General features: G+C 40.1%; 22 protein-coding genes. 11 read left to right on the top strand and 11 right to left on the bottom strand.

Annotation, left to right across the window (positions count from 1 at the left end; genetic code table 11):
- The first annotated feature begins 9 nt into the window (after positions 1 to 9).
- A complete protein-coding gene (locus M23134_RS24565; RefSeq protein ID WP_002700658.1) occupies positions 10 to 1,209 on the top strand; it encodes a glycosyltransferase family 4 protein in 1,200 nt (399 codons plus the stop codon).
- A 39-nt stretch (positions 1,210 to 1,248) separates the two neighbouring features.
- On the opposite strand, the gene M23134_RS24560 is transcribed toward M23134_RS24565, so the two are convergent.
- Entirely contained in the window at positions 1,249 to 1,914 is a 666-nt protein-coding gene (locus tag M23134_RS24560; RefSeq protein WP_002700656.1) for an SHOCT domain-containing protein, read from the bottom strand.
- A gap of 358 nt (positions 1,915 to 2,272) precedes the next feature.
- On the opposite strand from M23134_RS24560, the gene M23134_RS41330 reads away from it, so the two are divergent.
- Complete coding sequence (locus M23134_RS41330) at positions 2,273 to 2,701, top strand: hypothetical protein (protein ID WP_157558627.1); 429 nt, start codon at positions 2,273 to 2,275, stop codon at positions 2,699 to 2,701.
- Positions 2,702 to 2,713: 12 nt separating this feature from the next.
- Here M23134_RS41330 and M23134_RS24550 read toward each other — a convergent pair whose 3' ends face one another.
- Positions 2,714 to 3,637 carry a leucine-rich repeat domain-containing protein gene (locus M23134_RS24550; protein ID WP_198145086.1) on the bottom strand — a complete coding sequence of 308 codons (924 nt, stop codon included), beginning with the start codon at positions 3,635 to 3,637 and terminating at the stop codon, positions 2,714 to 2,716.
- Between the two features lie 334 nt (positions 3,638 to 3,971).
- On the opposite strand from M23134_RS24550, the gene M23134_RS24545 reads away from it, so the two are divergent.
- The 6 genes from M23134_RS24545 to M23134_RS24520 all read left to right on the top strand — a co-directional run bounded on the left by M23134_RS24545 (position 3,972) and on the right by M23134_RS24520 (position 10,778).
- On the top strand, positions 3,972 to 4,718 hold the full coding sequence (locus M23134_RS24545) for a hypothetical protein (RefSeq protein ID WP_002700651.1): 747 nt from the start codon (positions 3,972 to 3,974) through the stop codon (positions 4,716 to 4,718).
- Between the two features lie 265 nt (positions 4,719 to 4,983).
- Positions 4,984 to 5,946, top strand: a complete 963-nt coding sequence (locus M23134_RS24540) for a hypothetical protein (protein ID WP_157558626.1) — start codon at positions 4,984 to 4,986, stop codon at positions 5,944 to 5,946.
- Between the two features lie 284 nt (positions 5,947 to 6,230).
- Positions 6,231 to 7,499, top strand: coding sequence for a hypothetical protein (locus M23134_RS24535; protein ID WP_002700645.1), 1,269 nt, complete (start codon positions 6,231 to 6,233; stop codon positions 7,497 to 7,499).
- Between the two features lie 644 nt (positions 7,500 to 8,143).
- On the top strand, positions 8,144 to 8,701 hold the full coding sequence (locus tag M23134_RS24530) for an RNA polymerase sigma factor (protein ID WP_002700643.1): 558 nt from the start codon (positions 8,144 to 8,146) through the stop codon (positions 8,699 to 8,701).
- A gap of 12 nt (positions 8,702 to 8,713) precedes the next feature.
- On the top strand, positions 8,714 to 10,375 hold the full coding sequence (locus M23134_RS24525) for a hypothetical protein (RefSeq protein ID WP_002700641.1): 1,662 nt from the start codon (positions 8,714 to 8,716) through the stop codon (positions 10,373 to 10,375).
- Between the two features lie 76 nt (positions 10,376 to 10,451).
- Positions 10,452 to 10,778 (top strand): hypothetical protein, encoded by a 327-nt coding sequence (locus M23134_RS24520; protein WP_002700639.1) that lies wholly within the window; start codon positions 10,452 to 10,454, stop codon positions 10,776 to 10,778.
- A gap of 198 nt (positions 10,779 to 10,976) precedes the next feature.
- Here M23134_RS24520 and M23134_RS24515 read toward each other — a convergent pair whose 3' ends face one another.
- The 4 genes from M23134_RS24515 to M23134_RS24500 form a co-directional block, all read right to left on the bottom strand.
- Positions 10,977 to 11,639, bottom strand: coding sequence for a hypothetical protein (locus tag M23134_RS24515; protein WP_002700638.1), 663 nt, complete (start codon positions 11,637 to 11,639; stop codon positions 10,977 to 10,979).
- Position 11,640: 1 nt separating this feature from the next.
- A complete protein-coding gene (locus M23134_RS24510) occupies positions 11,641 to 11,970 on the bottom strand; it encodes a MerR family transcriptional regulator (RefSeq protein WP_002700632.1) in 330 nt (109 codons plus the stop codon).
- 23 nt (positions 11,971 to 11,993) lie between these two features.
- Complete coding sequence (locus M23134_RS24505) at positions 11,994 to 12,347, bottom strand: MerR family transcriptional regulator (RefSeq protein WP_045114257.1); 354 nt, start codon at positions 12,345 to 12,347, stop codon at positions 11,994 to 11,996.
- 92 nt (positions 12,348 to 12,439) lie between these two features.
- Entirely contained in the window at positions 12,440 to 13,690 is a 1,251-nt protein-coding gene (locus M23134_RS24500) for a serine hydrolase (RefSeq protein ID WP_075164073.1), read from the bottom strand.
- Positions 13,691 to 13,738: 48 nt separating this feature from the next.
- Here M23134_RS24500 and M23134_RS24495 point away from each other — a divergent pair, with 48 nt between their 5' ends.
- Entirely contained in the window at positions 13,739 to 15,082 is a 1,344-nt protein-coding gene (locus M23134_RS24495; protein WP_002700626.1) for a M48 family metalloprotease, read from the top strand.
- On the opposite strand, the gene M23134_RS24490 is transcribed toward M23134_RS24495, so the two are convergent.
- The 4 genes from M23134_RS24490 to M23134_RS24475 all read right to left on the bottom strand — a co-directional run bounded on the left by M23134_RS24490 (position 15,057) and on the right by M23134_RS24475 (position 19,533).
- Positions 15,057 to 16,919, bottom strand: coding sequence for a mechanosensitive ion channel family protein (locus tag M23134_RS24490; RefSeq protein ID WP_002700624.1), 1,863 nt, complete (start codon positions 16,917 to 16,919; stop codon positions 15,057 to 15,059). The two genes, M23134_RS24495 and M23134_RS24490, sit on opposite strands and share 26 nt — an antisense overlap.
- Positions 16,920 to 16,952: 33 nt before the next feature.
- Positions 16,953 to 17,522 carry a hypothetical protein gene (locus M23134_RS24485; protein WP_157558625.1) on the bottom strand — a complete coding sequence of 190 codons (570 nt, stop codon included), beginning with the start codon at positions 17,520 to 17,522 and terminating at the stop codon, positions 16,953 to 16,955.
- A complete protein-coding gene (locus tag M23134_RS24480) occupies positions 17,438 to 18,187 on the bottom strand; it encodes a WG repeat-containing protein (protein WP_002700620.1) in 750 nt (249 codons plus the stop codon). Before M23134_RS24480 ends, M23134_RS24485 begins: the two co-directional genes overlap by 85 nt.
- 101 nt (positions 18,188 to 18,288) lie before the next feature.
- A complete protein-coding gene (locus M23134_RS24475; protein WP_002700618.1) occupies positions 18,289 to 19,533 on the bottom strand; it encodes a hypothetical protein in 1,245 nt (414 codons plus the stop codon).
- A 277-nt stretch (positions 19,534 to 19,810) separates the two neighbouring features.
- Between M23134_RS24475 and M23134_RS24465 the strand changes: the two genes are divergently transcribed.
- Together M23134_RS24465 and M23134_RS24460 are read left to right on the top strand one after the other, a co-directional pair.
- Entirely contained in the window at positions 19,811 to 21,121 is a 1,311-nt protein-coding gene (locus M23134_RS24465; protein WP_002700614.1) for a hypothetical protein, read from the top strand.
- A gap of 366 nt (positions 21,122 to 21,487) precedes the next feature.
- Entirely contained in the window at positions 21,488 to 21,916 is a 429-nt protein-coding gene (locus M23134_RS24460) for a hypothetical protein (RefSeq protein ID WP_002700612.1), read from the top strand.
- A 47-nt stretch (positions 21,917 to 21,963) separates the two neighbouring features.
- On the opposite strand, the gene M23134_RS24455 is transcribed toward M23134_RS24460, so the two are convergent.
- The gene (locus M23134_RS24455; protein ID WP_002700610.1) at positions 21,964 to 23,646 is read right to left on the bottom strand and encodes an ABC1 kinase family protein; all 1,683 of its coding nucleotides are present in this window, start codon (positions 23,644 to 23,646) and stop codon (positions 21,964 to 21,966) included.
- Between the last annotated feature and the right edge of the window lie 8 nt (positions 23,647 to 23,654).

Genomic DNA, 23,654 nt, shown 5'->3' with positions numbered 1-23,654 from the left:
ATTATAGCAATGACAAGATCAACACCTACTCAATTGAGAATTCTTTGGCTTACCGAAAACTACTACCCCAACAAAGGAGGAATGGCTCAGTCTTGCGACCGCATCGTGCACCATTTGCGTGCCGACGGGGTATTGGTAGATGTAGTGCATTTTACCAACCACCTGACCAAAACCAAGGTAGTAAGCGTGCAAAACGGTAAAAATATTGCATTTGCTATGCACCCCGACGTGTCGCACAGTTTGAACCTGGTCTGGTCATTTATAGAAAACTACAACCAGGAACTCGCCCAGGCACAAAGCCCTGCTATTACCCATTTGGTAGCTTTTGGTGGACAAGTGCCTATGTTGGCCGCTCCTATATTTGCCGCCTGGCTTCGGTTACCCTACGTAGTATTGCTGCGCGGCAACGACTTTGATACGGGTATATTTTCACCCAAAAGGCAAGAGATATTAAAAAACGCCCTCCTCAATGCCGCCCATATTTGTGTAGTAAGCAAAGACAAAATGGACAAAATCAAAGGCTTATTTTCTCAGGCTAGAGTAAGCCATATTGCCAACGGCATAGACCTTAACGAATGGCAATTGCTTGCCTCAGACAAGAAAAAAGCCCAAGAATGGCGTAACACCCATGTAACCCAAGTCAGTACTCGAAAGGTGTGGGGAATGTTTGGGCATTTAAAATCAAAGAAAGGCGTATTGTTTTTTTTAGAAGCGCTCAAGCTATCAGGTAAACTGCCACAAGTGCATTTGCTTATTATAGGAGATATGACAGAAGCTGTAGCGAAGTTTCTGGAGGCAAACACTGACATATTACACTATACGCACTACCCGTTTATGGAACGATACGCTTTGTTGCCTTACTATGCTGCCTGCGACCTGGTGGCTATTCCTTCGTATTATGATGGTTTGCCCAATGTAATGATGGAAGCTGGAGGATTGGGAATGCCTTTTATTGCTGCCAAAGCCGGAGGAATGGGCGATTTTCTGGAAGAAGGGGTACATGGGCATTTATTTCACCCTGGCAACTTAGACCAATGCCGCGAGGCCATCAACCAAATGTTTACCTTGTCGGCAGATGAGTTACAAAAAATGGGGGCAAACTGTAAGCAAATGGTACAAACTCAGTTGAACCACCACGATGAAACTGCCAATTATCGACAGATGTTTGAAAATACCCTATCATTACAAAAAAAGGCTTCTGATGATTGAACACCAGAAGCCTGTATAAAATAAGTATGGTTGATTTCACTACAATTGAGCCAAAATCTTTTGTTTCTTTTGTTGAAATTCGTCTTCGGTCAGAATGCCCTTGTCGCGCAAGTCGCCCAAGATTCTCAGTTTTTCAAAAACGGCATCATCTCCAGTGGTTTGCTTGCTGTCAGCACTGTTATCGCTGTCCTTTTTGCCATCTGTCTGGTCACCTTTGTTGTCATCTGCTTCAGGGGTGCCTGGTTTTTCACCAAACCCTACCCTATCCCTCAAATCTTTCACATATTGTTTTCCTTTTTCAAAGGCATCCTTGTACATTTCTTTAGCGCCGCTCATGTCAAATTTAGAAAGCACGGTTGTTACCTGGAGCTGAGATTTAAACACTTGCCCCAAAGCGTAAGTAGAGGCTCCTGATAATACTACCATAGGCACTCCACCAAGCAAAGCTCCCACCACTGGGATAGTTTTCACTGCACTGGCTCCCACTTTTGCCACTCCTGCACCTACAATTGACGAGATCAGGTTTTTTCCAAATCCATCAGAATAGTCCACATCATATATAAGACAAAGTTCCTTGAGCATATTCAATTGAATCGCAGTTACAGCGGCTACGTCTACTATAGGAATAGGTAACGCACCTGCCCCCATAGACCATAAAATATGGTTATCTATCACTCTGTCTGCTTGTGTCGATTTATCTGCCATGAAATTATATAGTAAAGTTAAGTTTTCAGCAATATAACAAAATGTCCCATAAGGAACAATATATTATTGAAATACGCAAGCAATATAGAATAGTTTAGAGAAGCTTATGAGAAGCGCACAAAGTAGCCACATAATCAATGAGTTACACTTTGATTTTCAGCACTATAGCAAAAATTCAGCCGTTTATTTTGACCGTTTCTGGCACGAAATTTCCTTGTTGGTATTTGTATTTTTTAAAGATTTATTCTTAGGAATTGAATCGCATACAATGGATGTTTTTTTATACCACAAAACAAAGCCGAAACCAGCTACGCCAGACAAAAGTACACTTCTGTACACCATTGAAAACTTTTACAAAATGAAAATAGTAAATTTCGATCGGGAAGTTGATCAACTACTAAGCTCCAACGACTGGAATAATATAGACTTGCTTGCTAAGATTTTAAAAGGATTTAATTATACTCCCAAATATACTCAACAGCTTATTCGCAAGATTACTTATTTGTATTTTGATGAATTTTTACCCAACCTGGAATACCACCGTTTTGGGAGCACACTCATCAATAAAAATACATTTACCCTTATTTTTAATCGCCTCAATGAGTATTTAGACATTCCATATATGATTGTGGAAATTTCGTCTGACAGTATTCAAATCAATGCTTATTTGCAACAAAGCGATGAAGTGGCGCAGACAAAGCCTGTACAAATAGAGCTCGACGAGTTGGCAAGATTTTTATTTTACGGGCTCAAAGCCAAATTTGAGATTGGAGAGTTAAGGGCGTAGTTGTATACGCGCTTAAAAATGAATAGATATATGGGGGAACCAACCTTGGATGGTTTCCCTGTTTTTTTTCGATAACTGGTTCCCTCTCAAGTAGAGATGCTCAAGATTGACCAGGTTTTGAAAACTGTCTGGCAAATAAGTGAGCAAGTTATCGTTTACATTGAGCCTTTTGAGCGATGGCAAATGCCCCAAAGACGCAGGAAGTTGTTGAATTTGATTATTTTGTATACTCAATTCTTCGAGTTGCTGAAGTTTGCCCAAAGACGCAGGTACTCCCCGAAGGACATTGTTTTGCACACGCAATATTTTGAGCCGCGCCAAGTACCCAATAGAGTCAGGCAGGTTGCTTAAATTGTTGTTGTATAGATGCAGCTTTTTGAGTTGAGTAAGCGTTTGCCAGTCAAGCGGCAATGCATTGATATGGTTGTATGACAAATTTAACTCTTGTAAACCTCTCAGTTGGGTGATTTCCTTGGGCAGTTCTGTCAATTGATTATACTTTGCATATAAAATTTTAAGCTTTTGTAGTCTGTTTAGCCTGGCAGGTAAAGCCCGCAATCGGTTATCGTCTAGCTGGAGCTCGGTAAGCTGGGTAAGCCGACCAATAGTCGCAGGCAATTGGTGTAAGTTGTTCCAACGGAGCCAGCAAACTTTCAGCCTTTTGAGTTGCCCTATGTCTGGGGGTAATTGCTCAAGGTCGCAGTTTTCTATACATAACTCTCTTAATTTTTTAAGCTTGCCTATCTCAGGCGATACACCCGCCAAACACACTCCTGATATGTACAATGCTCTCAAAGAATGTAAAGGAAACATGAGCCCGGTTTCGAAACACAACGCCTGGTAATGTGCTTTTATGATCGGTAGTAACTTGCTTGGTACACCTGTACCTTTCATTAAATAAAAAGCCAGGCGAACTTGACCTGCATCACTACTCAAAAGCAACTGCTTTAATTTTTTCTCTTGGGTTGATGTAGTATTTGAGAAAGTTTTTTTAGTTTTTAAGAATGAAAATAATTTTTTAAAGGAAAAATCAGCCATCATTGCAAGGGTTAGGTAGGTACAGAATACCAAAAAAACAACAAAAATAGGGAGGTTTGATTAGATTTGTATAAATTCAACTATAAGTTAACACAACGATAACCAAAGCCAGTTGCATATTAATAACTTATATTAATTATGCTTTTTTTGGTTTAATTCTCAAACAATCAGATGGTTAGTGCGTACATAATTGTTAATAAAAACTCTAAAACTACTTTCTGTGTTCAATCCAATGGAAACCCAAATTCATAACTATTACTTGCTTAAGGAAAACCGAGAAACTGATCAGATGATAAACAATATTAGGACTTTGTTGGCAAACAATGACGCTGATAAAGTAGAACTTGCCCTTCAGCTGATGCAAAACGGGGGCGTTCCTCCCCAGTTGATTACCTATCTTTTTGTTTTGTCACGGCTTCATCCCGAATACCACATTCGCGAAGCATCTCAAGCACTTTATTATGATTGGGCTTCTGAAAGTTTAAAAAAGTTTATTGCCAAATATTACAACAAAATGGCAGAGTGGACATCTGACGAAACTAATGTAAGTCAATGTTTAGAAAAAATTTACCTGCACAAAGATATTGACGCTGTTGACTTGGGCAACCTTTGGGTCAAGTTTCGGGGCAAGGGCAACCTTTTTCGCCTGAAAAACAAAATAGAGCCTGTTCCCCAGGTATTACAAAGCTTGTATAACCCACATAGCAAAACTTTGACCTTGAGCGATTTACAACTGACTCGCTTGCCCGAAGAAGTAACTATGTTTGACATAGAAAACTTATACATAGATGGCAATTTTTTCAAAAAATTACCCCGCTCTTTTTATCAACTAAAAAAACTTCGCTATATTAACTATTACTGGACACCTCTCAAAAAATCGACGCTTGCCAAACTAAGAAAATATTACCCTCATATTACACTTAAGGCATACCCTATCAGCGAAAACTTTGAAGAAGTACCTGTATTAGAAAAGTTATAAATTACTCTAAAGTGACAGGGTCAACTCCCTTTTTGGGTCTGTCGCTTTCTTCTCCTCTTGTGTGCTTGTATTTATCTGCACTCAGCACGCTACCTACTCACTACCAAAACATTACATTTATCATTGCGCTTGTTTACTCCTGCTATCAGGTAGATAATGTCCAGTTTTTTTATTTTTTTTTCTCTCTTCATTTAAACCTTCCGTAAAAGGATATATCTAAAAAATAATTTAGAAATGAGAACCTATTAATTTTAATATCTGTTTTATGAAACATTCCAACACCTTTTTCACGAAATTCATTGTTTTGACTTTGGTAGCCAGTATAGCGCTTTGGAGTTGTAAAAAAGAAGAATCAACTGACCCTACCACTACTTTAGATCAAGAAGTAACCAACAGTAGTGTAGAAACAGCCAGTGAAGCTCAGGAAGAGGCAGACAAGCTAGAATCTGACATAAATGAAATAGAAAAAACTTTCAGCAGTACAATTAATGCACGTACTACTGGTGACACTACTGTAACTTTTAAGCGATGTGCCAGTGTTAGCATTACCAAAAACACTACAGCGAGCACTCGTACCGTAGCCATTGATTATGGCACTGGTTGCACCGACTCTATCACTTCTGGTGGTACATTGGTAACTATTACCCGCAAGGGAAAAGTAACCATTGTGTATACCGGAAAATGGAACGCCCTGAATACTGTAAGCACAACCGCTTTTGCCGGGTACTCTAGCACAATCACCAAAAATGGACAGACATTGAGCCGCACCATCAGTGGCACGCGCAAGGTAACCAACCTAAGTAGCATCACCTTCAACAGTAATGGTTTGACAGGAACTCCTAAATTCCGCTATGAAAATAACCTAACCATTGAATTGCCCGCTATTGACAACGACCGCCCGGCAGCAACCGTGACCTATATAAGTGATAAAACCAAAACCTGGAGCAAAGGCTTTGGAAGCTTTAGTCCTTTTGACGATGAGTTTACAGTGACAGGAACTTTTAGTGGTACTAACCGAAAAGGAGTGGCCTACAGCGCTGAAATACAAGAAGCTGTTACTCACAAAACAGAGTGCTGGAAAAGTAGCATTTTTATGCCAGTATCGGGTAAAGTAAAATATACCACTGCACGTGGTGATGCTACGGTAGACTATGGTGACGGAACCTGTGACCGTAAGGTAACTGTAGTCATTAATGGCAACACGTATGAGTATGATGCAGGACAGTAAAATATAAATGGTGTATACACCAAAATATGTGATTTTATCATCAAAATCTCTTCTGAAATTCAGAAGAGATTTTTTTTTGTTAATTCCCGCTTTACAAATGTCAATTTTATTAACTTATGTTTTTTGATATAACTCATAGAAATTAGCATATTTGAGTGAAAACTTGTCGAAAGTTCGTCTACCGAAGCAATTTTTACTCTTATATATTGTTAAATTTAGCCAATCTTTTCAGCCTAGATTTCGGGACGATTTCAGACTTTGAAATAACTATATGTAGCACATTTATGAAAACATTTTTAAGCATGAAGAATTTTACGTTTTGTATTGGCATATTGATGGTATTTAGTTGCTTTTCGGTAAACGCCCAAAAGCCCAGTACTGCCGACTCGGTGGCCAAGCTATACAAGCGTTTTTTTACGCTGGAGTCAGCTGCCGAAAAACGCGAGAAAACACTTGCCGACTCTCTAAACACCTTAAACAACACGTACAAGTCGCTGGAAAACCTCATCCGCAAGGATAGGAGTACCTTTGCAAGGGTATCTAAAACTATCAAACAACTTACCAACAAAGACTTACTGGATGCCAAAAACCGCTACGAAACTAACCGTACCAGCATACAAAATACGGCAGATTTTATGGAGGCTTTTAACAATGGCTTGAACGGTGTAGAGGCTTCACTTACCTTTACTGATTATTTTAATGCCATTACAGAGTTGAACAATCCTACCAATAGTGAGCTGGGGTTTTCGCTGGAGCAGGAAATGATGCGCATTTTAAACAAAAACATTCAATTAGGTCGCCGAAAAAAGCCCAAGTTTTTACGTATTATCTCAGGTATTATCAAAAATCCCATTACCCAGGCGGTTACCTCTATTGTGCCTGGGGTAAGCTCTATTCAATCAGTGCTCAACTTTGTAAATGGAGTAGCTATGGGCGAAAGAGATATCAACGTTGGTAATATAATGGGGGTACAAAATGGTGCCCTGAGTTATGTAAAGCACTACGAACAATTGAGCAAGGCAAGTACTAACCTTGACCAAAGTATCAACAGTCTGAAAGTAAGAGCAGAGGGTTTGGCAAGGCTTAGCAACGGGTTTGTAAAAGATATGGTGATGCCCTTGCACGGAGTGAAAAAAGTAGATGTTGAAAAGGCTTCGCTCAACGATGTGCTTAACAAATATTATACTTACCGCATTGTAAGTGAGCGTATTAAACAAATTGAAGGCCAAAATAAAACCCGAAGAAGTCTTAATTATGACAAACTGGTAAATGACCCTCACTTAGGTTATTCATTGCTTAATCGTCAAAAGGTAGAGTTTATGTCAGAAGAACTCGAGAAAATATCTATTGAATACCTGGCGGCACTAGACGAACACCACAAAAATATCGTAAGAATATTGAAAGGGGCCGTCAAGTTAAACGGAGATCCGGCAAAAATAGACAAGAAGATTAAAACACTGAATCAACAGTTTGAAAGGGTAAAACAAACTTATAAAAAAAATGTAAACATAAAAGCTGTAAAGGAAAGAGCCGACCGTATTCCAGCTTATTAATTGGCTAATGCGCTTTATAGTAATGGACAAAAAATAATCCCCGATTCATCGGGACTGTAAGCTTCCGATTTAGGAAATGACCTTTACTATTGATACTTCGTTACCCCGGCAGTTCGCCGGGACTGTGAGTTTTTACTGCTCGTAGCGCTGCTACGAACGCAACCGTCGCGCAAGCTGGCTCAAGTTGCCATCTCGCCTCAGTGGTAAATCTCTATCTCCAAATGGATGCCTTATTTTTCAACCATTACATAGTGGGATTTTTGGGCTAACTTGAGTATATTAATAGACTATAACAAATATGGTATTACCCAAACCTGATATTGCTCAGGTTTGGGTAATACCATATTTAGCAAATTTCTTTATTATTTTTTTGATGTAAGTATCTTATGTAGAGTATGGTAAGTTGAGATTTAATATTTGTATCAAGTGTTTTAAAACCTCTAAATCAAGGAAAATCAGGTTTTTCTACCTATAACCAACAGTTTTTTGAAACCTGCCAGGTATTAAACACGCTACTTTATTAAACACCTACACTATAAGATGTAACAACAGGGAGTAGTTTTTTTCACACAGTTCTACTCCTTTTTTTTATTTAGGCTGTCTTTATGAGTACAATGCCAAGGTTTAATTCTAATTAATTTATTATGTCGGTAAGTAAAAATAAGGGCAAGGGTTTGTCGGATGAAGAGTGCTGGCAAAGGTGCTGCCAGGGCGATGAAAAAGCCTTTTTTTACATTCATGAACGCTACCGGGTACAGTTATTCGGTATTGCTTATGCCATGACTAAAAAAGAAGATGTAGCGCAGGATATTTTACAAGAGGTTTTTGTAAAAATTCACCAGAAAAGTAAAGAAAACTATCAGGTGCAAAGCATTAAAGGTCTGTTGATAGACATGACCAAAAAACTAAGCCTGAACGCTATAAGTAAGGCAAAAAGAGAGCAAGAGGTTTTTGCAGAATACAAGCAAGGACAAAAAAATGTGGCAGTGAATGATGGTGCTTATAATATTAAGAAAAAAGAGTTTTTTGGCAGACTCAAAAAAGTATTGAGCCCCACCCAACTAAGGATATTAAACCAGAAGCAATTGGGCTATTCTCAAAAAGAGATGGCAGAAAAGAACAATAGTAAGGTAACTACTGTAAAAACGCACCTGAGAGACGCTAAAAAGAATATCAAGGATATTAAAAAAGAAATTTTCTAACACTGTGGAACCATGAAAGATATTGGAGGCAACGAACATATAGATTACTTTGACCAGGATACTATACTAGACTATATCGATGGACGCTTATCGGATGAGGACAGGACTTTGTTTGAGCAGCAAATGCAGCAGGATGAAACTCTTCAGCTGACTGTAGAGGGAATCAAGGGGTTTTATACAGAAGAACAAAAAGACCGCCCATACCTCGAAAACCTAATGAATGAAAGCGAAGAAGCTTTGCGGGGCACTTTGGCCAATGCTGAAGCAAAAACAGTAGCTTTGGCAGCTCGTCGTCGCAATGTCATAGGCATTTCGGTAGCTGCTTGTGTGGCATTGCTCATGGTATTGAGCGTTCCACGTTTGTTGGATAACACCAAAGACAAAAGTTCAAATGAAGCAATTGGTGCTACCACTGGCAAAGATATGGCACCTAAAGTCGAGCAAAAACCCACCATTGAAACTGAAAGTACTACAGCCAAAAAATCAAATGAAAATGCTGCCGAAACCAGCAACAAAAATTTAGACCTTAAGGGCAATACCGACTTACTTACGAATCGGGTGATTGCATTGAGCAAGAAAAAAAATCAAGGAGGAGGAAATTCTCCCGAAAAAATAAAAACAGATGGTAATGTAGTAACAGAAGAAGATATAGAAAGCAAAGAAATGATGACTCCTCCCCCACCGCCGCCTACTATAGGGTTGGTACCCAGAAAGACCACATCAAAAGCCAAAGATGACAAGTCAAGGGAGACAATCAAGACCACGGGAGTATCTAAAGAAAGTGTAAACAAAGAGGAGAAGGAGCAGTACAATAAAATAGCCAAAAAGAATAAACTGTCATCATTTGATGCAGTCAGGTCTGCCAAAAAAAGAAGCAAACACAGAAAAGGAATCGAGCGCAAAAAACGTACACAAAATGCTTATATGCGTGGCAGAAGTGTGGCTAAGAATGATTTTAACAATCAGGAACTTGCCATCAAATACAGGGCACCGGGCAAGTTACACCTGTGGGTATTTGCCGATGATGCTAACCTAAATTACTATACCCTGATGAAGGTAGGACGAGACGTAGCAACCCAAACAGGCATGCAATTGACCTCTAAAAAGAGGGGTATTGAGGCATTTGTTTCACAACAATGGGGAAGCCTTATAAGCTCTCAACAGTTGAACAGCAACGATGTAGTATGGGTATATTATTTGGGTAAAAACAGTGGACAACTAAATGCTGCCGTCAATAGGCTGAACAATGCTTTGATACACAGCAGTGCCGCGCTCAAGCTAGTAATGGTAGACAATGGCAATCAACAAATAAACTATGCCAACTACGCCCGGCTAGATGAAATAAATAAGAATACTGGACAAAGCCCAGTGCAAACCCAGGGTATAAAGGCGATAGAAAAGCCTAAAGCTGACAATGCTTATCAAAAGCTGTTTTTGGGTACTTCTGGCGATATTACTATACTGAGCAACAAACCTGGCAGCAAAGCTTACCCGGGTTTATTTACTCAAAACCTCCTGCAAGCCCTACAAAGCATCAGGAGTGATCAGCGCAAGGGTATTGATTGGAAGGCGGTTTTGAAGCAAGTAGATAAGCAAACCCGTAAACAAAGCAAGGCGTTGGGTAAAACTCAAAAAATACAAAAGAGAAAAATGAAAATAAAAAAGAGTTATTAATTATTATTTTTTATAAATTAACGGTGTGACTTTTCGTAAGTCACACCGTTTTTTGTTCATAAATGATAGATGGACCATGGAAAATATGAAAGATGAAGATTGGGCAAAACCTTATAAAAACCTCCCTTATATTGATGATGTAAAAGAATACACGAAAGAGGATGAGGCTTTGTTTAAAGAGATAAAGGAAGTACTGAAAAAGTACAATGTATTGGATAAATTTGGCATTACATTGTTACACACTCACTTTCCAGTAAAAAAAGGTGAAATAATGGTAGAACATTATAACCCTGAGGACAAGTCACAGTTAACCAAGCCGCACCCAAAAGAGGATATAGAAAAACTTGGGCTTGTCCCTATCTCGTGGCGTTTTACTGACAACGACCAAACTGACGAACAGTAGTAAAAACCACCATTTGAGGCTGTCTCATCATATACTTTAAGCGAATAAGTCCTACCTGCTAGATTTCAAAAGTCTGGCAGGTATCAAACTTGGCAACATTTGAATTATAAGACCGCGTCAAACAATTTCTTGCTTTTGCAAATATGTTCCTAACAAGGTAATCATCTCTATAGCTATGGTAATTTTTTCCTGCTTCTACTACTCTTCTTTTTTGGATGAGGTAGTAGTAGAACTGTCATTGGTAAACCAATGGGAAAATAAGGCAATCAGCCCTCCCAACAAAGCAAGCCCTCCAATGATAAGAAAAGCAATGGAGCTTTCGAAATACAAAAACAAAGTGGTAATGCCAAGAATCACAATTAAAAATCCTACGACCACATATCCCAGTACCGCCCCAGCACACCCAGAGGCCACATTGATTGCAGCCGCACCTAAAGCTCCTGCCAAGTTTCTTGCTTTCACAGGCTTTTTATTTTTTTCGGTTCCTATGCCCAAAAACACCCATAGCATCAAAAGAAGATGAACACCTAGGTTAACCAAAGCGGCAATCCAAAAAGCCACATTAAAACGAATCATCAATAAAAGTCCGGTGGCAAACACCGCCAACAAAAGCAAGGCAATGGCAATGCCTACATCTTCTTCGTCTTTGGTTTGGTAAGGGCTTTTTACCTGAAGGGCTGGTTTCTTGTGTATATTTCTATATTCAGGGGGTGGGATTTTCTTGCGTGCTTGTTTTTCTATTTTTTGCAAAACATGTCTGCCTGTTTCAGCCTGGGCTTCGGGGCGGGAGGTGTCTGATGGAGCAGGAGGTGGATCTAATCCAGGAAAAAGTAATATTAAAAAAATAAATAAGGTTTTCATCTTAGTTCAGGTTATTGCGTAAAGCTTCAAAAAACTGTTTAATGCTTTTAAGCTTTTCGGTCGCTCTTATTTTTTGTTGAATCAGGTCTACTTCTTGGTCTATCGCGTTTTTTGCCACGGCAAACGTTACCCCATTTTCTTTACTAAACCTATTTATTTGCATCAAATAGGTTACTTCGTGGCCAGTGAATGTTTTATAGCCCGTATCTTGCACCTTAAGGTTACACTCTAGCAACCAAAAGCGTACAAGGTAATCGCTTACTTCCATTAGTTGGGCTACTTCGTTCAAAGTATACGTTCGATCTTCTATGTCTGGAACTTTCGGAATCATTGATTAACGGCTATAGTTGGTGGTTACAGTGGTTGGTCGATGAGGCTATCTCTTAGGTTTACTAAAAAAACCTTGATCTCTTTCAGGCTTTCCAGTGCTTGCATTTTTTGACGAAACTCCGCTACATCTGCCTTTTGACGAATGCTCTCTTTGGCTCCTTCAAGAGTAAAGCCTTTGGTTTTTACCAAGTAATAAATCAGCTTGAGGTCTTCTATGTCTTTTTGCACAAAACGCCTTTCGCCTTTAGCGTTTTTTTGGGGTTTAAGAATGCTAAACTCTGATTCCCAAAATCTGATGAGTGAAGCATTGACCCCAAACATTTTGGCTACCTCAGAAATACTAAAAAACTGTTTCTTGATCTCATTAGATTGATCCATACACAATAAATTTGGTTTTATATACTTTGTTGCCTGCAAATAATTGATGTGCCACACCTGCCAAACAGTCAAAACTTATTTTTCACCGTTTCTTATCGCCAGTATTTAAACTGGTTGAGGGTAGGTTTGCGGGATTTCACTCGCTTAAGCTCATGCTGATAGATGGTTTGCCCCAAGCGGGCTAAAAACGGGAAACCCACGGTGGTATACTCAAATTTATAATCAAATACCTGGTTTTCGTTGGTATAAATCAACGCCGACAAAAAAAACTCTACTCCATTTTTAAAGTCTACAATATAGGCTGAATCTACCAAATAACCAGCCCACCATCCTACAATATTGAAAATACGAATATTTGGGTTTACTCTCACCTTTTTGCGTCCATAATACAAGTATTTTTTGTGGGTGTCAAAATACTTGGGTGCACGGTAACGAGCAAGGGTGCCTTCACGGGGATAACTACCCAAGCGTTTTTGCAAAAAACGATAATCTTTCCAGTGCAGGTCAAACCTGTAAGGAGGCGGCGCAGCTTCGGGAAACATGACTGTTTTCATTATTTGGTGTACATCTTTGAGCGACACATAATTACTATAAGTCACATCCAGAGGGCGGCGTATCAAGTAACCTTTTTTTAAGTAACCCCTCCCCTTTTTGAGGGTTCCCCAGGGAAAGCTAAATGGGGAAGGATCGTAGCGGGCCGGCTGATAATGAATGGGTTCGAGTTGGTCATTATAAAAGATCACGGCGTTGGTGTGGCGATTGGTCACACTGTCGCACTCATCGTCAAACCTCCGCACAATGCGCATGTCAAGGTAACCTCGTTGGGCAAGGCGTTGTTGGATATACTGCGAGCCCAAATATTCAAACACCCTACTGTAAGCGTCGTTGTCGCTTACCAACATCATTTGTTCTACATAACGTGCCAAACAAGGGTAGTTTTGATCTTTGGGTAGGTTTCCAGGTACGTTTTTCTGGCATTTATAACTGGCTTTGGTGCCCATTCGGGTAAATTTATCTACCCCCAGTAAATTGGTCTGATGCATTTTCTCAAGGGCAAGCAACGACAAGGGCAGTTTTACTACACTTGCCGGATTAAAATATGCTTCGGGTTTGAGCCGATAGCTAAAATCCTGGTAAATGGGTTTGTTTTTTTTGTCACGGTTAATCTGCGTATACAAAATTTGTACTTCATACTTTGCCGGGTTTTTCAATACTTTGCCAAACCAGTAAGGGCGGGCTTTCATGAGTTGCTCTATTAGGTTGGGGGGAGTTTGGGCAGTTGTACCAGGGGTAACCCAACATAATAAAAACACGTACAAAACACTACACTTCAGAAATTTCATCCAGCCAATAGTTTTAGTAAAGTCAAAATAAGTAATCAAACAATATATATGCAATTCTGGACAATATTCTTTATCACACTGAGTGGTACCTTTGCCTTGCTGCGCGTTACACTCAGCTTGTTACAACAACAACACCGCACTTTTTCTATTCCTAAAAACCTGGCACCTTATTATGAGGAAAAAAAATACCAAGCATCACAACACATTGCCCACATCAATACCTGGGGAGATATTGCACGTAATATACTTCTGACATCATTCACTATATATGCGCTTGCCTTTGGATGGTTTGGACAAGCGTATGCCTTCTTAGGAGATCATTTGGGTAAAGGAATTATACAGAATGTAGCTTTTTTTGTATGCTATACTTTGTTTATAACAGCTATAGTGATGTTGACCAAAAATATAGCGCTTATATATACCAAAAAGCACCAACCTGACTTAAATATACGACAACAGATTTTTAAACATTTGCAAATATTTGGGATCATAGGCCTATTAGTTGTTGTCCTGTCTTTCATAGTATTTTTCATACTTTTCCAATTCCCGTCTTATGCTTGGCTCGTGTTATTGATCGTATTGTTTATCATCAGAAAACAATTTCACCGGTATATGTCGAGCATAGTCATCAAAACTTTTTTTATGGACGCAGACAAACCTAGCCTCATTTACATGAAAAAAACTGCGCGTCCTATCAATGCCTATTTAGAAAGTGATTCAGAAAAATTTGAACAAATTTATCGTTTTATCACTCAAACCTTACAGTTATCCATCAATCAGGTAAAGTTTTTTGAAAGTCAACGCAAGTCAAACAACGTTACAGGCTACTGCTACCTCAACAACCTTTATATCGACAGTCGATTTTTAGACAATGACTTTGACAACAATGAGTTATTTGCCCTTATCGCTCATGAGGCTGCCCACCTCAATGAACCCATCAGGTTTAGTAATTATATATTTCTATTTTTTTTATTTTTCTTCATTTTTGGGTTGCACTTTTCAAACACTATGGAAGCCTGGTCAGTAGCTTTAGGGTTTACAGGCAATGCCCCAGTCCTCAATTTAATTGCTTTTCTGTGGATTTCCTCCAAAGTAAAGTTTATAGCCAACATTATAGAAAAACACCAAGTACGCCAACAAGAATATCAGGCAGACCACCTGTCAGTACAAGCCACCAACAAAGAAGCAGTAAGAACCCTTTTAAAGAAAGTATCTGGGCGAAACCTCACTCCTGTAAATATTCACCCCTGGCAAGAGTTTTTTTATAAAACTCACCCCAGCCTGACACGAAGGCTGGAGTTTATAGAACAAACCACCACCAGAAGTGAAATAATTGCACGCTTGACCAAAAAACTCCAAAAGCATACTAATCCACCCGTTTCACCTTCATAGGAGGCGACTGGTAATCTTTGGGCAAATATTCGACAGGGTTGGTTTGTTGCCCACCGTCGCGCACGGCGCGGTAGTGTGGCGACAGTATCTCTACACCTGCTTCGTTGAACTTGTCCTGAATGTGTTGATGTATGGCAGAATGTGCTTCTTGTATTTTGCTGGTATCACTGATGTAAGCATTTACCTCATAGCTCACATAAAAATCGTCAAGACTGGTTTGCAACACAAAAGGTGGAGGATCTTGCACAATGTATTTGGTATTATCGGCTGCATCTATCAACAAAGCGTGTACTTGTCGCCAGGGTACATCATAGCCAATAGTGATGGTAGAATGAATAAGGTATTGTTTAGACGAAGTAAAGTTGATGGTGTGCCCATTGAGAATACTAGAGTTAGGAATGGTAATCTCTTCGTTTTTCACGGTTTTGATACGGGTGACCAATAAACTTTTTTCTATTACATCTCCTACTACTTCGCCAATTTTTACCCGGTCGTGTTTTTGGAAGGGGCGCATATAGGTGATGACCAACCCAGCCACAATATTTGAGATGGCCGAAGATGAACCCAGCGAAAACAACACCCCAAAAAACACTGATACTCCCTTGAAAATGGGCGAGTCGGAACCTGGCAAGTGAGGAAACACCAACACAAACATAAACCCATATACAATCACCCGCACAATGTTGTAAGTAGGAGCCGCCCAATCGGCATAAAAACCATTGATGACCAACTTACCTGCAGCTACCTCGTCGGCAAAGTAATGCATTGCTTTGAGCAAATAACGGGTACCTATTACAATGACAATAATCTCGAACAAGTGAGGAATGTAGTTAATAATACTGGTAACTGCCCGACGCAATGGGTCGAGTATATAGCTCAACAAAGTGTTGGCAATGCCTTTGGTAGCCGGAAAAATGCTAAAAATAAGGGGCAAGGCCAGGTACAGCACAATGAGTAGTGTAACCAAACGTACTGTTTTTATTACCAAAAATGCCAGCTGTAGTTGTCGGTGTGGGGCAAGTACTTCATAGTTTTTGATAGTAATTCCATTGAAGTATTTCTCTCTGGCGTCGTATGTTTTCTTTAGGGCATACTTAAAAAACACATTCATTGCACGATACAAGAAGTACACAATGACCAAGATCAATATTACCCAACCTATTTCAGCAATCCACTTGCGTACCGCGCTTTTTTTTCTAAAAACAATGATTTTTGGTTTGATAATCTTAAGGTAGTTCTCGGCTACTTGCTGCTGGCTCAACTTCTGAAGTTTGGCTTCGTTTGCCAATACACTAAACAGTACTTTGCTGCCATAAACAATGTTCCAGGTGGTTTGGCTCTTGCCCACCCTGAGCGAATCAGGGTTATAGTTAAACCTTGCCACCAGTTCGCGTAGGCGTGCTTCGGTGCTGCTTGCCCTGTCTTCGGCAGAGTAAGGTCCCAGGTTTTCGTATACATAAAACAAGGTATCTTTGTCGAGTACCACCGGGCGGGCGCTTGCCTTAAGGTAAGTCAAGTCTGCTTCTTTGGTAAGCGTGTCGGCAAGAGCTTTGATCGAATCTGACTTTGCACTCAGTCGCTTGCGTTCCTCTTTGTTGCCCGAACTAATACTTGCCTTGCTCAATGAGTCGGCTACTTGCTTAAGCGAATCAATTTCTACTTCCATGCGCTTTTTTACCGAGTCGGCCTTCGCTTTTTTCTTCTGAATCAGCGAGTCTTCTTTGGTTTTCGCCACAGAGTCCAGTTTTACTACTGAGTCGACTTTTTGCTGTGCCAGCCCAACCGAGGTAACCAACAACAGCCACCCCAGTACTTGTAGGATTGTTTTATTGTTCATTTTTGATGTATTCGTTTTTTCGATTTTCAGACATCAATTTTTATCTAAAAATGAAGTATGGGTTTTATACCTATGCTCGCCCTTTCCATTGATGTAAACACTTTTGAAATAAATATTTAAGCGCCCCTTGCTACTTACGGTAAAACCAAACACATTGCCTTCAATATCCACAATTACAGGTTGCAATTGCCCATTGGCATACTTAAGCACTGCATACTTGGGCTGATTAAATTTTTTCCTTTCGGGAAAACGAAGCTGCGCCAAAGGGTAATATTTATTCAAATCTGCTATTGAGCGAATAGAGGCATTATGTACCACAGTGAAACCATAAAAAGATCCGCCAGTGGTTACTTCTGCTATCTCTTTTTGTTTGAAGTTGGGGCAAGTATACCTTTTAGAAGTCTCAATAAGAAAGCTGTTATCCAACTGAATTTTTACATTAGCCACCTTCACCGCCTTCTCTAGAGCTGTTTTGTTTGCGTCACTCTTTTCTTCATAATAGGTATTGCCATAACAATCTATGTAAGTATCATATATCGCCTCAGCCCTGCCCTCATATTCTCCTTTTTTATTGGGTTTGGTGTTGGAGGTAGGTTCACGCAATGTAAAACCAACTCTCGCCACTCCTGCCACAAAATCGCCCGCAGGTGCATATTTGAAAGGAATTTGTAGTTTAAGATTTCATCAATATAGCCATATTTACCTTTATAATTGATCAAGGTCAATGGTAAACCGGCTTTTCCTATACGACAAGGTTGTTCACAGTTGGGTAACTCAACAAATGCCACCATTCCTATTTCTGGTTCGTGGGGTACAAATGGTTTTACAATCTCTCCTTTCAAATTGATTTGTCCTATTTTGCCCTTACGTACCACTTCATAGGTTTCATTATTTATTTTGGTTATTTCGTCGTATATGGGCTTAAAAATAACTTTCCCTGCCAAATCTATTTTACCACGCAACCTCTTTTTGGCTTCTATTTCTATCAAGTCGGTATCATAACTACCAAATAGCTTAAACCTAAACCGCTTTACTACCCTACCCCTTTTGTTTATCTTACAAGTCCTGCCCTTATAGTTAACCAATGCCTTACCTTGAATAAAAGGATAAGCTTCTTCGTAAACCACTGGGATTTTAATCACTCGGTTGGTGTCGCAATACCCCCACTTGTCGCCTTTGCGGTAAGGGATAAGCTCGGGGCGTGACTGTGCCAATGCTGTAGTGAATGTATGACAAACTAAACAAAATAAAAATAAGTATTTAAACATGGTATTTTGATTTATAAAGCCAATATTCCGACGTTTTTTGCATTTCAGTAATTTGAACTTGTGTTTGCGAAACGGCTATCGACTAAATACTATTGACTATTCTACTCAAACAATGATTTCTCTCGGGCAAGCATTAGGTTTGAGGTTCCTGTTTTGTACTGATACCCAATACCAAAAGGCAATGGACGCACCTTTTCGCCACTTAAGGGTTCATAGGCAGACTTTAGCGCAGGCTGGGTATAGTTGGCAAACAAGGCTATAGGACCTATGTATTTGCCATAAAAGGTAAGTGCCCACTTGTTGTCTTCTATCATATACTTGACTGGAATGCCCGAATCGTCTTGGAGCAAGTAGCTTGTTTTGCGCAAAATAGTGCGTCGTATGATGCTGAAATAGGGTTTGTACATAAGGTAAGAAGCCGACTTAAGAAAAGTAGCATTGATGCTTAGCCCATTCAAAAAATTCATTAAATCTTCGCGTTGGCTCAAACCTGGCATTCCATCATAGTCTTTGTCGGCAAGGTTGGCACTAAAGTAATACAGTGTGCGCTTGGTGTTGTCGCCTTTTGCCTGGTATACCAGTTTATTGCCATAAAAAGTAGTGTCCTGATCAGGGTTTGATGCTTTTACTTCGCTGGCGCTGATAATGCGACCATTTTTACTCAAGGCTACTTTTTCATAGTCTAGTATTTTGTGATGGGTGCGTGCCATAAAAAATAAAATGGTGGGCAAGGTTCCATCAAGGCGTTTGTCGGCTTTGCCACTAAACATGTACGCCATTTCTTTGGTCTTAAAAAAACTAAAATTCAATACACTACTCAACGAAGCTGCCAGGTTGTTGAAATAGTTCTGAGGTTTTTCTTTAGCTATTTGCTCGCCTTGGGGCAACGCCCCAATTGGCTCTAAACCTATCATGACAGTTTTTTCGGCTTTTGGAAAAAACACCCACGCATGCAAAAAATCGGCGCCGCTAAAAGGGTAAAGCAAAGTACCTCCGTTTTTGTTGGCTTTTCGCAATTCTTGTTTCTGCCAATCGATCATGGTAGGTAGCTTTTCGTCCGTTACCTTTTTCCATAAGGCAGCGGTATATTTAGCATAATTATCCCAGGCTTTATCTTTTTCATATTGAGCGTACTTGCTGCCTGGCTTACCCTTTAGCCCTGCTATATAACGTGCCAAATCGTTGTATACCCTTGGATCTGTTTTGGGCTTTTGGGGTGTAGGTTCATTTTCTACCGATATAGTAGTAGTGGTATCTTCGGTATTGCCTTTTTTTGTGCTTGAGCCACAACTTGCCAAACTACACACCCACACAATAAACGATAGTAAAGTAAAAGTTTTTCTCATAAAGGATTCGCTTTAGTTAAGTGTTCGGAAAGTTAAAAATTTGCCCCTAAAATGAAAAGCAAAGCTTCAATACTTAAGCACTTTTTTAATTATAAGTCAGGCAAAAAAAGTATTTGTGATCTGCCAGCCCTGGAACTGTCAATGCGCTGTAAAGTACTGAAAGTAAGACTTAAACACAGATTTAGGCACAAGCCAGATGATAAATTTGCAGGCAAGCTTAAGTTTCATAGCTTTACGGGCTCTAATGCTTTTGTAGAATCATCAAAAAAAAACTGAAATGACTCGATCAAAAAAAGGTTACTACACCACTTTTTTGTTTTTTCTAATGTTACAGCTTTCCGGGCTTACCTTTGCCCAAAACCCACTACTGGATGATGGCAAAATTAAGTTTCGTTTAAACAAAAATGGCTCACACTATGTCAGGCTTACTTTTTTGAACCAGGTGTGGGTACGTTACAACGAAAACAACCCTGGCACCACCAATGGCATTACCGAACCCAACACATTTGACATTGGCTTGCGTCGAACCCGTTTACAATTGTTTGGACAAATAACTGATCAGGTGTTTTTTTATACCCAATTTGGGCAAAACAACTTTAGCTACCAAGGTCCTCGTAAATCAGGGGCATTTTTTCATGATGCCCTTATAGAGTACCACACAAACCGGGCGTTTCACTTAGGTATGGGGCTTACTGCCTGGACTGGCTTTGCCCGCTATGCCTCACCCAGTATTGGTAGCTTACTGGCGCTGGATACTCCCCTTTTCCAGCAATCGACGGCTGATCAAACCGACCAGTTTTTGCGAAAGCTAAGCATTTATGCCAAGGGACAGGTAGGCAAAATAGACTACCGGGTAGCCCTGAGTAAACCATTGGCAGTGTATGATGCTCCCACTACTGCTACCAATTTTAGCGCCGACCCACCCCAGGTACAAAGCCAGGCTTATGTAAAGTATCAGTTGATGGAACACGAGTCTAATCGTACCCCTTATAATACAGGAAGCTATTTGGGCACAAAAAAAGTATTTACTATTGGTGGAGGCATCATTTATCAACCCAACGCTATGTGGCGCCTCAACAATAATGCATCGGATACTATTCGCCAAGACCTGACACTATGGGCAGTAGACGCATTTTTTGACTATCCGCTGAGCGAGCAAGGCAATGCAATTACGGCTTATGCCGGGTTTTTTAGTACCGATATGGGCTTCAACTATTTCCGTAATGTAGGTGTTATGAACCCCGCTATAGGAGCCAATACATCCATCAATGGTTCGGGCAATGGTTTTCCTATGATAGGCTCGGGCAATACGGTGTATTCACAGGTAGGGTACTTGTTTAACAAAGACTTGTTGGGCAAGTATGGCACCCTCCAGCCATTTGGTGTGGTGCAATACTCTAACTATGACGCCTTCAAGGATGCAGTAATAATGTGGGAGCTAGGCGCTAACTGGTTGATTAAGGGACATCAATCAAAAATGTCGATGGTTTATCAAAATCGCCCTGTATTTACCACCAATAGCGCTGGCGAATCCGTAAATACAGAAAGCAAAGGGATGTGGGTACTTCAGTATCAGGTTAATTTTTAGAAAGTAATGAGCTTTAAGCGACAAATAAAGACAACTTACTCATAGTAACCTACGCTACTCATTAGATGCTACCTCGGTACTTAACAACCCATGTTGAGTCATAAGCAAACACTTGTAACTCGAACCTTGCAACCTTAGAGTTTGTTTAAATTTTCGTATTTAGCGTGATTTCTGATGAGTTTTGTACTCAGATGCGTTAAACCGAGCTTTAGCGAGCTCTGTTTCACCTTTGAAAATTGGCATTTAAACTAATTTTGAGGTAATAGCCTAGCTATTGCAGATAAATTTAAACAATATATGAGAGCAAAAATCGCATAAAGCGCCTATTAGGTGAATTTTAGACAAACTCTTAAACAAATTACAATTATGAAACAGTTTTCCAAGGTATTGCTCATTGCTTTCTTTATGGGCGGAATGATGATCACCACCACTTCTTTTGCCCAGGTAAGGTGGAAAAAACCTTTGCATTTTTTGTATAAAGGCACTATGAAAATTGGCCAGAAAACCCGGAACATTACCATGGGGTTTTATTGGGACGATAACGATGGCAGTGTGGCAGGTGAATACTATTATGGCTCAGGCAAAAATGGTACAATTAGCTTTGTAGGAAGCTACGATCACTCTACCAAAAAAATGACGGTGAATGAATATGTAATTCACGATGCTCAACGAAAATTTACTGGTTCGTTCAGTGGCACAAGCGCCAAGGGTTGGTACAAAGGAGTTTGGTCTAACTCGAACGGAGTAAAAATGCATAGTTTTGCCCTAAAACTTGCCAAAGTGTATAAAAAATAATCATGGTTGAACCCTGGCAATGAAGTCATTATTTGTCAGGGTTTTATCTAAAACTCCTCCTCTTTGGGCTTACGTTTACGCACCATTCGCCACAAGGCCAGACTTAACAAAGTAGCCAGTCCAAAACCCACCAGACTCACCAAAGGCATTCCATAAGGTGCAGGCATTTTTTTACCAAAATTCACCGTCATAACAATAGAAGATGATAGCATCAAAGCACAAATCAACAAAGTAAGTACCAAACGGTTGGTAATAGAGTCGGCTTTGTTGAGAAAAAGCTGCGGATTTTGAATGTCATAATTGATATGTATTTTACCCGATCGCAATTGTTTAAGAATGTAACGGGCTTCGGTAGGAAATACATACAAGAGAGAAAGCAACTGAGAGAAGCTGGTTTGGGCGCTGGTTCGAATGTTTTTGAAAGAAAACTGCTCGGCAAGTAACTTAGTACCGTAGGGTTTGATAAACTCCAGGGTTTGAAAATTGGGGTGTAACACCGTGCCTATGCCCTCTAATATAGCCAAGGCTCTCAGTATTAGAAATACCGACCCAGGTACCGACAATTTATATTTATAAATTACCTGTTGGAAGCGTCCCGAAAACGCCGAAATCGTAGAGTCTTCATCGGGCAAGGCAAAGTAGTAGTCAATCAATTCTTGTATGTCTTGCTGAAACAGCTGCAAATCAACTATTTCGCTGCCTATAGCAAGTTTCTGAATATTGGTAGCCATTGCGTGGGCATTTTGCTGCGCCAAACCAATGAGCATTCCGGCAAAACCCACTTTATGGTCTTGGGTAAGCCTGCCTACCATTCCAAAGTCAATGAGCACTACCACCCCATTGGGTCGAATGATGATATTGCCAGGGTGTGGGTCGGCGTGAAATATCCCCGTCTGAAATATTTGAGTAAGGTAAACATCTATGCCATTTTCGGCTACTTTTTCGGGCACCAGCCCCCAAGCTTCCAACTGTGGTATATCGGTAATTTTGCAACCACTGATAAACTCAATCACCAGCACTTTTTTTGTTGAATATTGGCTGTAAGGTTTGGGTATATAAAAACTGTGATAACTGCGGTATATCTTACGAAACTGCTCCATATTGCCCAGTTCGTTAGAGTAATCCAGTTCGCTTTCAATGGCTTCGCGGAAAGTTTCTACTACTTCCAGTGGGTTCAGTATGCCTAATCGTTTGAAGTAGTTTTCGCTCATTTTCACAAAATCACGCAAGAGCGCCAAATCAGTTCTTACCCTGTTGATAATGTTGGGGCGCTGTACTTTTACTACTACATTCTCTCCGGTTTTGAGGCGGGCACGATGCACTTGCCCTATCGAGGCTGATCCCAGGGTTTGGTGGTCGAAATAAGAAAAAACCTCTTCTAAAGGTTTTTTCAACTCTTCTTCTACCATTTTTTTGGCAATCTCTACATCAAAAGGAGGCACTTTGTCTTGTAGTTTTTCAAACTCGGTGATAAGTTCGGCGGGCAAAACATCGGGGCGGTTGCTCAACAATTGGGCAAGTTTGATAAAAGTAGGGCCTAGCTCTTCTACCACCATGCGTATGCGTTCCCACTTGGAGTAAGAAGCCATAGAGCCTTCAGAAGGTTCTTTTCCTGTAGCTACCAGCTTACCAAGCGCAGTACTATCTATCACATCTGTAAATCCATACTTTACTAAAGTTTGGACAATTTTACCAACCCTTGCAATTTTTTTCGTTTTAACAAAACGCATAAGTAGCC

Source organism: Microscilla marina ATCC 23134, assembly GCF_000169175.1.
Taxonomy (GTDB): Bacteria; Bacteroidota; Bacteroidia; order Cytophagales; family Microscillaceae; genus Microscilla; species Microscilla marina.
Note: the sequence above shows the minus strand (reverse complement) of the source record. Positions and strands in the feature narration are given on the sequence as shown.

Bases quoted from the DNA above. Each gene is read 5' to 3' on its own strand.
- M23134_RS24565 (WP_002700658.1), top strand. From the start codon at position 10: ATGACAAGATCAACACCTACTCAATTGAGAATTCTTTGGCTTACCGAA.
- M23134_RS24560 (WP_002700656.1), bottom strand. From the start codon at position 1,914: ATGGCAGATAAATCGACACAAGCAGACAGAGTGATAGATAACCATATT.
- M23134_RS41330 (WP_157558627.1), top strand. From the start codon at position 2,273: ATGAAAATAGTAAATTTCGATCGGGAAGTTGATCAACTACTAAGCTCC.
- M23134_RS24545 (WP_002700651.1), top strand. From the start codon at position 3,972: ATGGAAACCCAAATTCATAACTATTACTTGCTTAAGGAAAACCGAGAA.
- M23134_RS24540 (WP_157558626.1), top strand. From the start codon at position 4,984: ATGAAACATTCCAACACCTTTTTCACGAAATTCATTGTTTTGACTTTG.
- M23134_RS24535 (WP_002700645.1), top strand. From the start codon at position 6,231: ATGAAAACATTTTTAAGCATGAAGAATTTTACGTTTTGTATTGGCATA.
- M23134_RS24530 (WP_002700643.1), top strand. From the start codon at position 8,144: ATGTCGGTAAGTAAAAATAAGGGCAAGGGTTTGTCGGATGAAGAGTGC.
- M23134_RS24525 (WP_002700641.1), top strand. From the start codon at position 8,714: ATGAAAGATATTGGAGGCAACGAACATATAGATTACTTTGACCAGGAT.
- M23134_RS24520 (WP_002700639.1), top strand. From the start codon at position 10,452: ATGGAAAATATGAAAGATGAAGATTGGGCAAAACCTTATAAAAACCTC.
- M23134_RS24515 (WP_002700638.1), bottom strand. From the start codon at position 11,639: ATGAAAACCTTATTTATTTTTTTAATATTACTTTTTCCTGGATTAGAT.
- M23134_RS24510 (WP_002700632.1), bottom strand. From the start codon at position 11,970: ATGATTCCGAAAGTTCCAGACATAGAAGATCGAACGTATACTTTGAAC.
- M23134_RS24505 (WP_045114257.1), bottom strand. From the start codon at position 12,347: ATGGATCAATCTAATGAGATCAAGAAACAGTTTTTTAGTATTTCTGAG.
- M23134_RS24500 (WP_075164073.1), bottom strand. From the start codon at position 13,690: ATGAAATTTCTGAAGTGTAGTGTTTTGTACGTGTTTTTATTATGTTGG.
- M23134_RS24495 (WP_002700626.1), top strand. From the start codon at position 13,739: ATGCAATTCTGGACAATATTCTTTATCACACTGAGTGGTACCTTTGCC.
- M23134_RS24490 (WP_002700624.1), bottom strand. From the start codon at position 16,919: ATGAACAATAAAACAATCCTACAAGTACTGGGGTGGCTGTTGTTGGTT.
- M23134_RS24480 (WP_002700620.1), bottom strand. From the start codon at position 18,187: ATGTTTAAATACTTATTTTTATTTTGTTTAGTTTGTCATACATTCACT.
- M23134_RS24475 (WP_002700618.1), bottom strand. From the start codon at position 19,533: ATGAGAAAAACTTTTACTTTACTATCGTTTATTGTGTGGGTGTGTAGT.
- M23134_RS24465 (WP_002700614.1), top strand. From the start codon at position 19,811: ATGACTCGATCAAAAAAAGGTTACTACACCACTTTTTTGTTTTTTCTA.
- M23134_RS24460 (WP_002700612.1), top strand. From the start codon at position 21,488: ATGAAACAGTTTTCCAAGGTATTGCTCATTGCTTTCTTTATGGGCGGA.
- M23134_RS24455 (WP_002700610.1), bottom strand. From the start codon at position 23,646: ATGCGTTTTGTTAAAACGAAAAAAATTGCAAGGGTTGGTAAAATTGTC.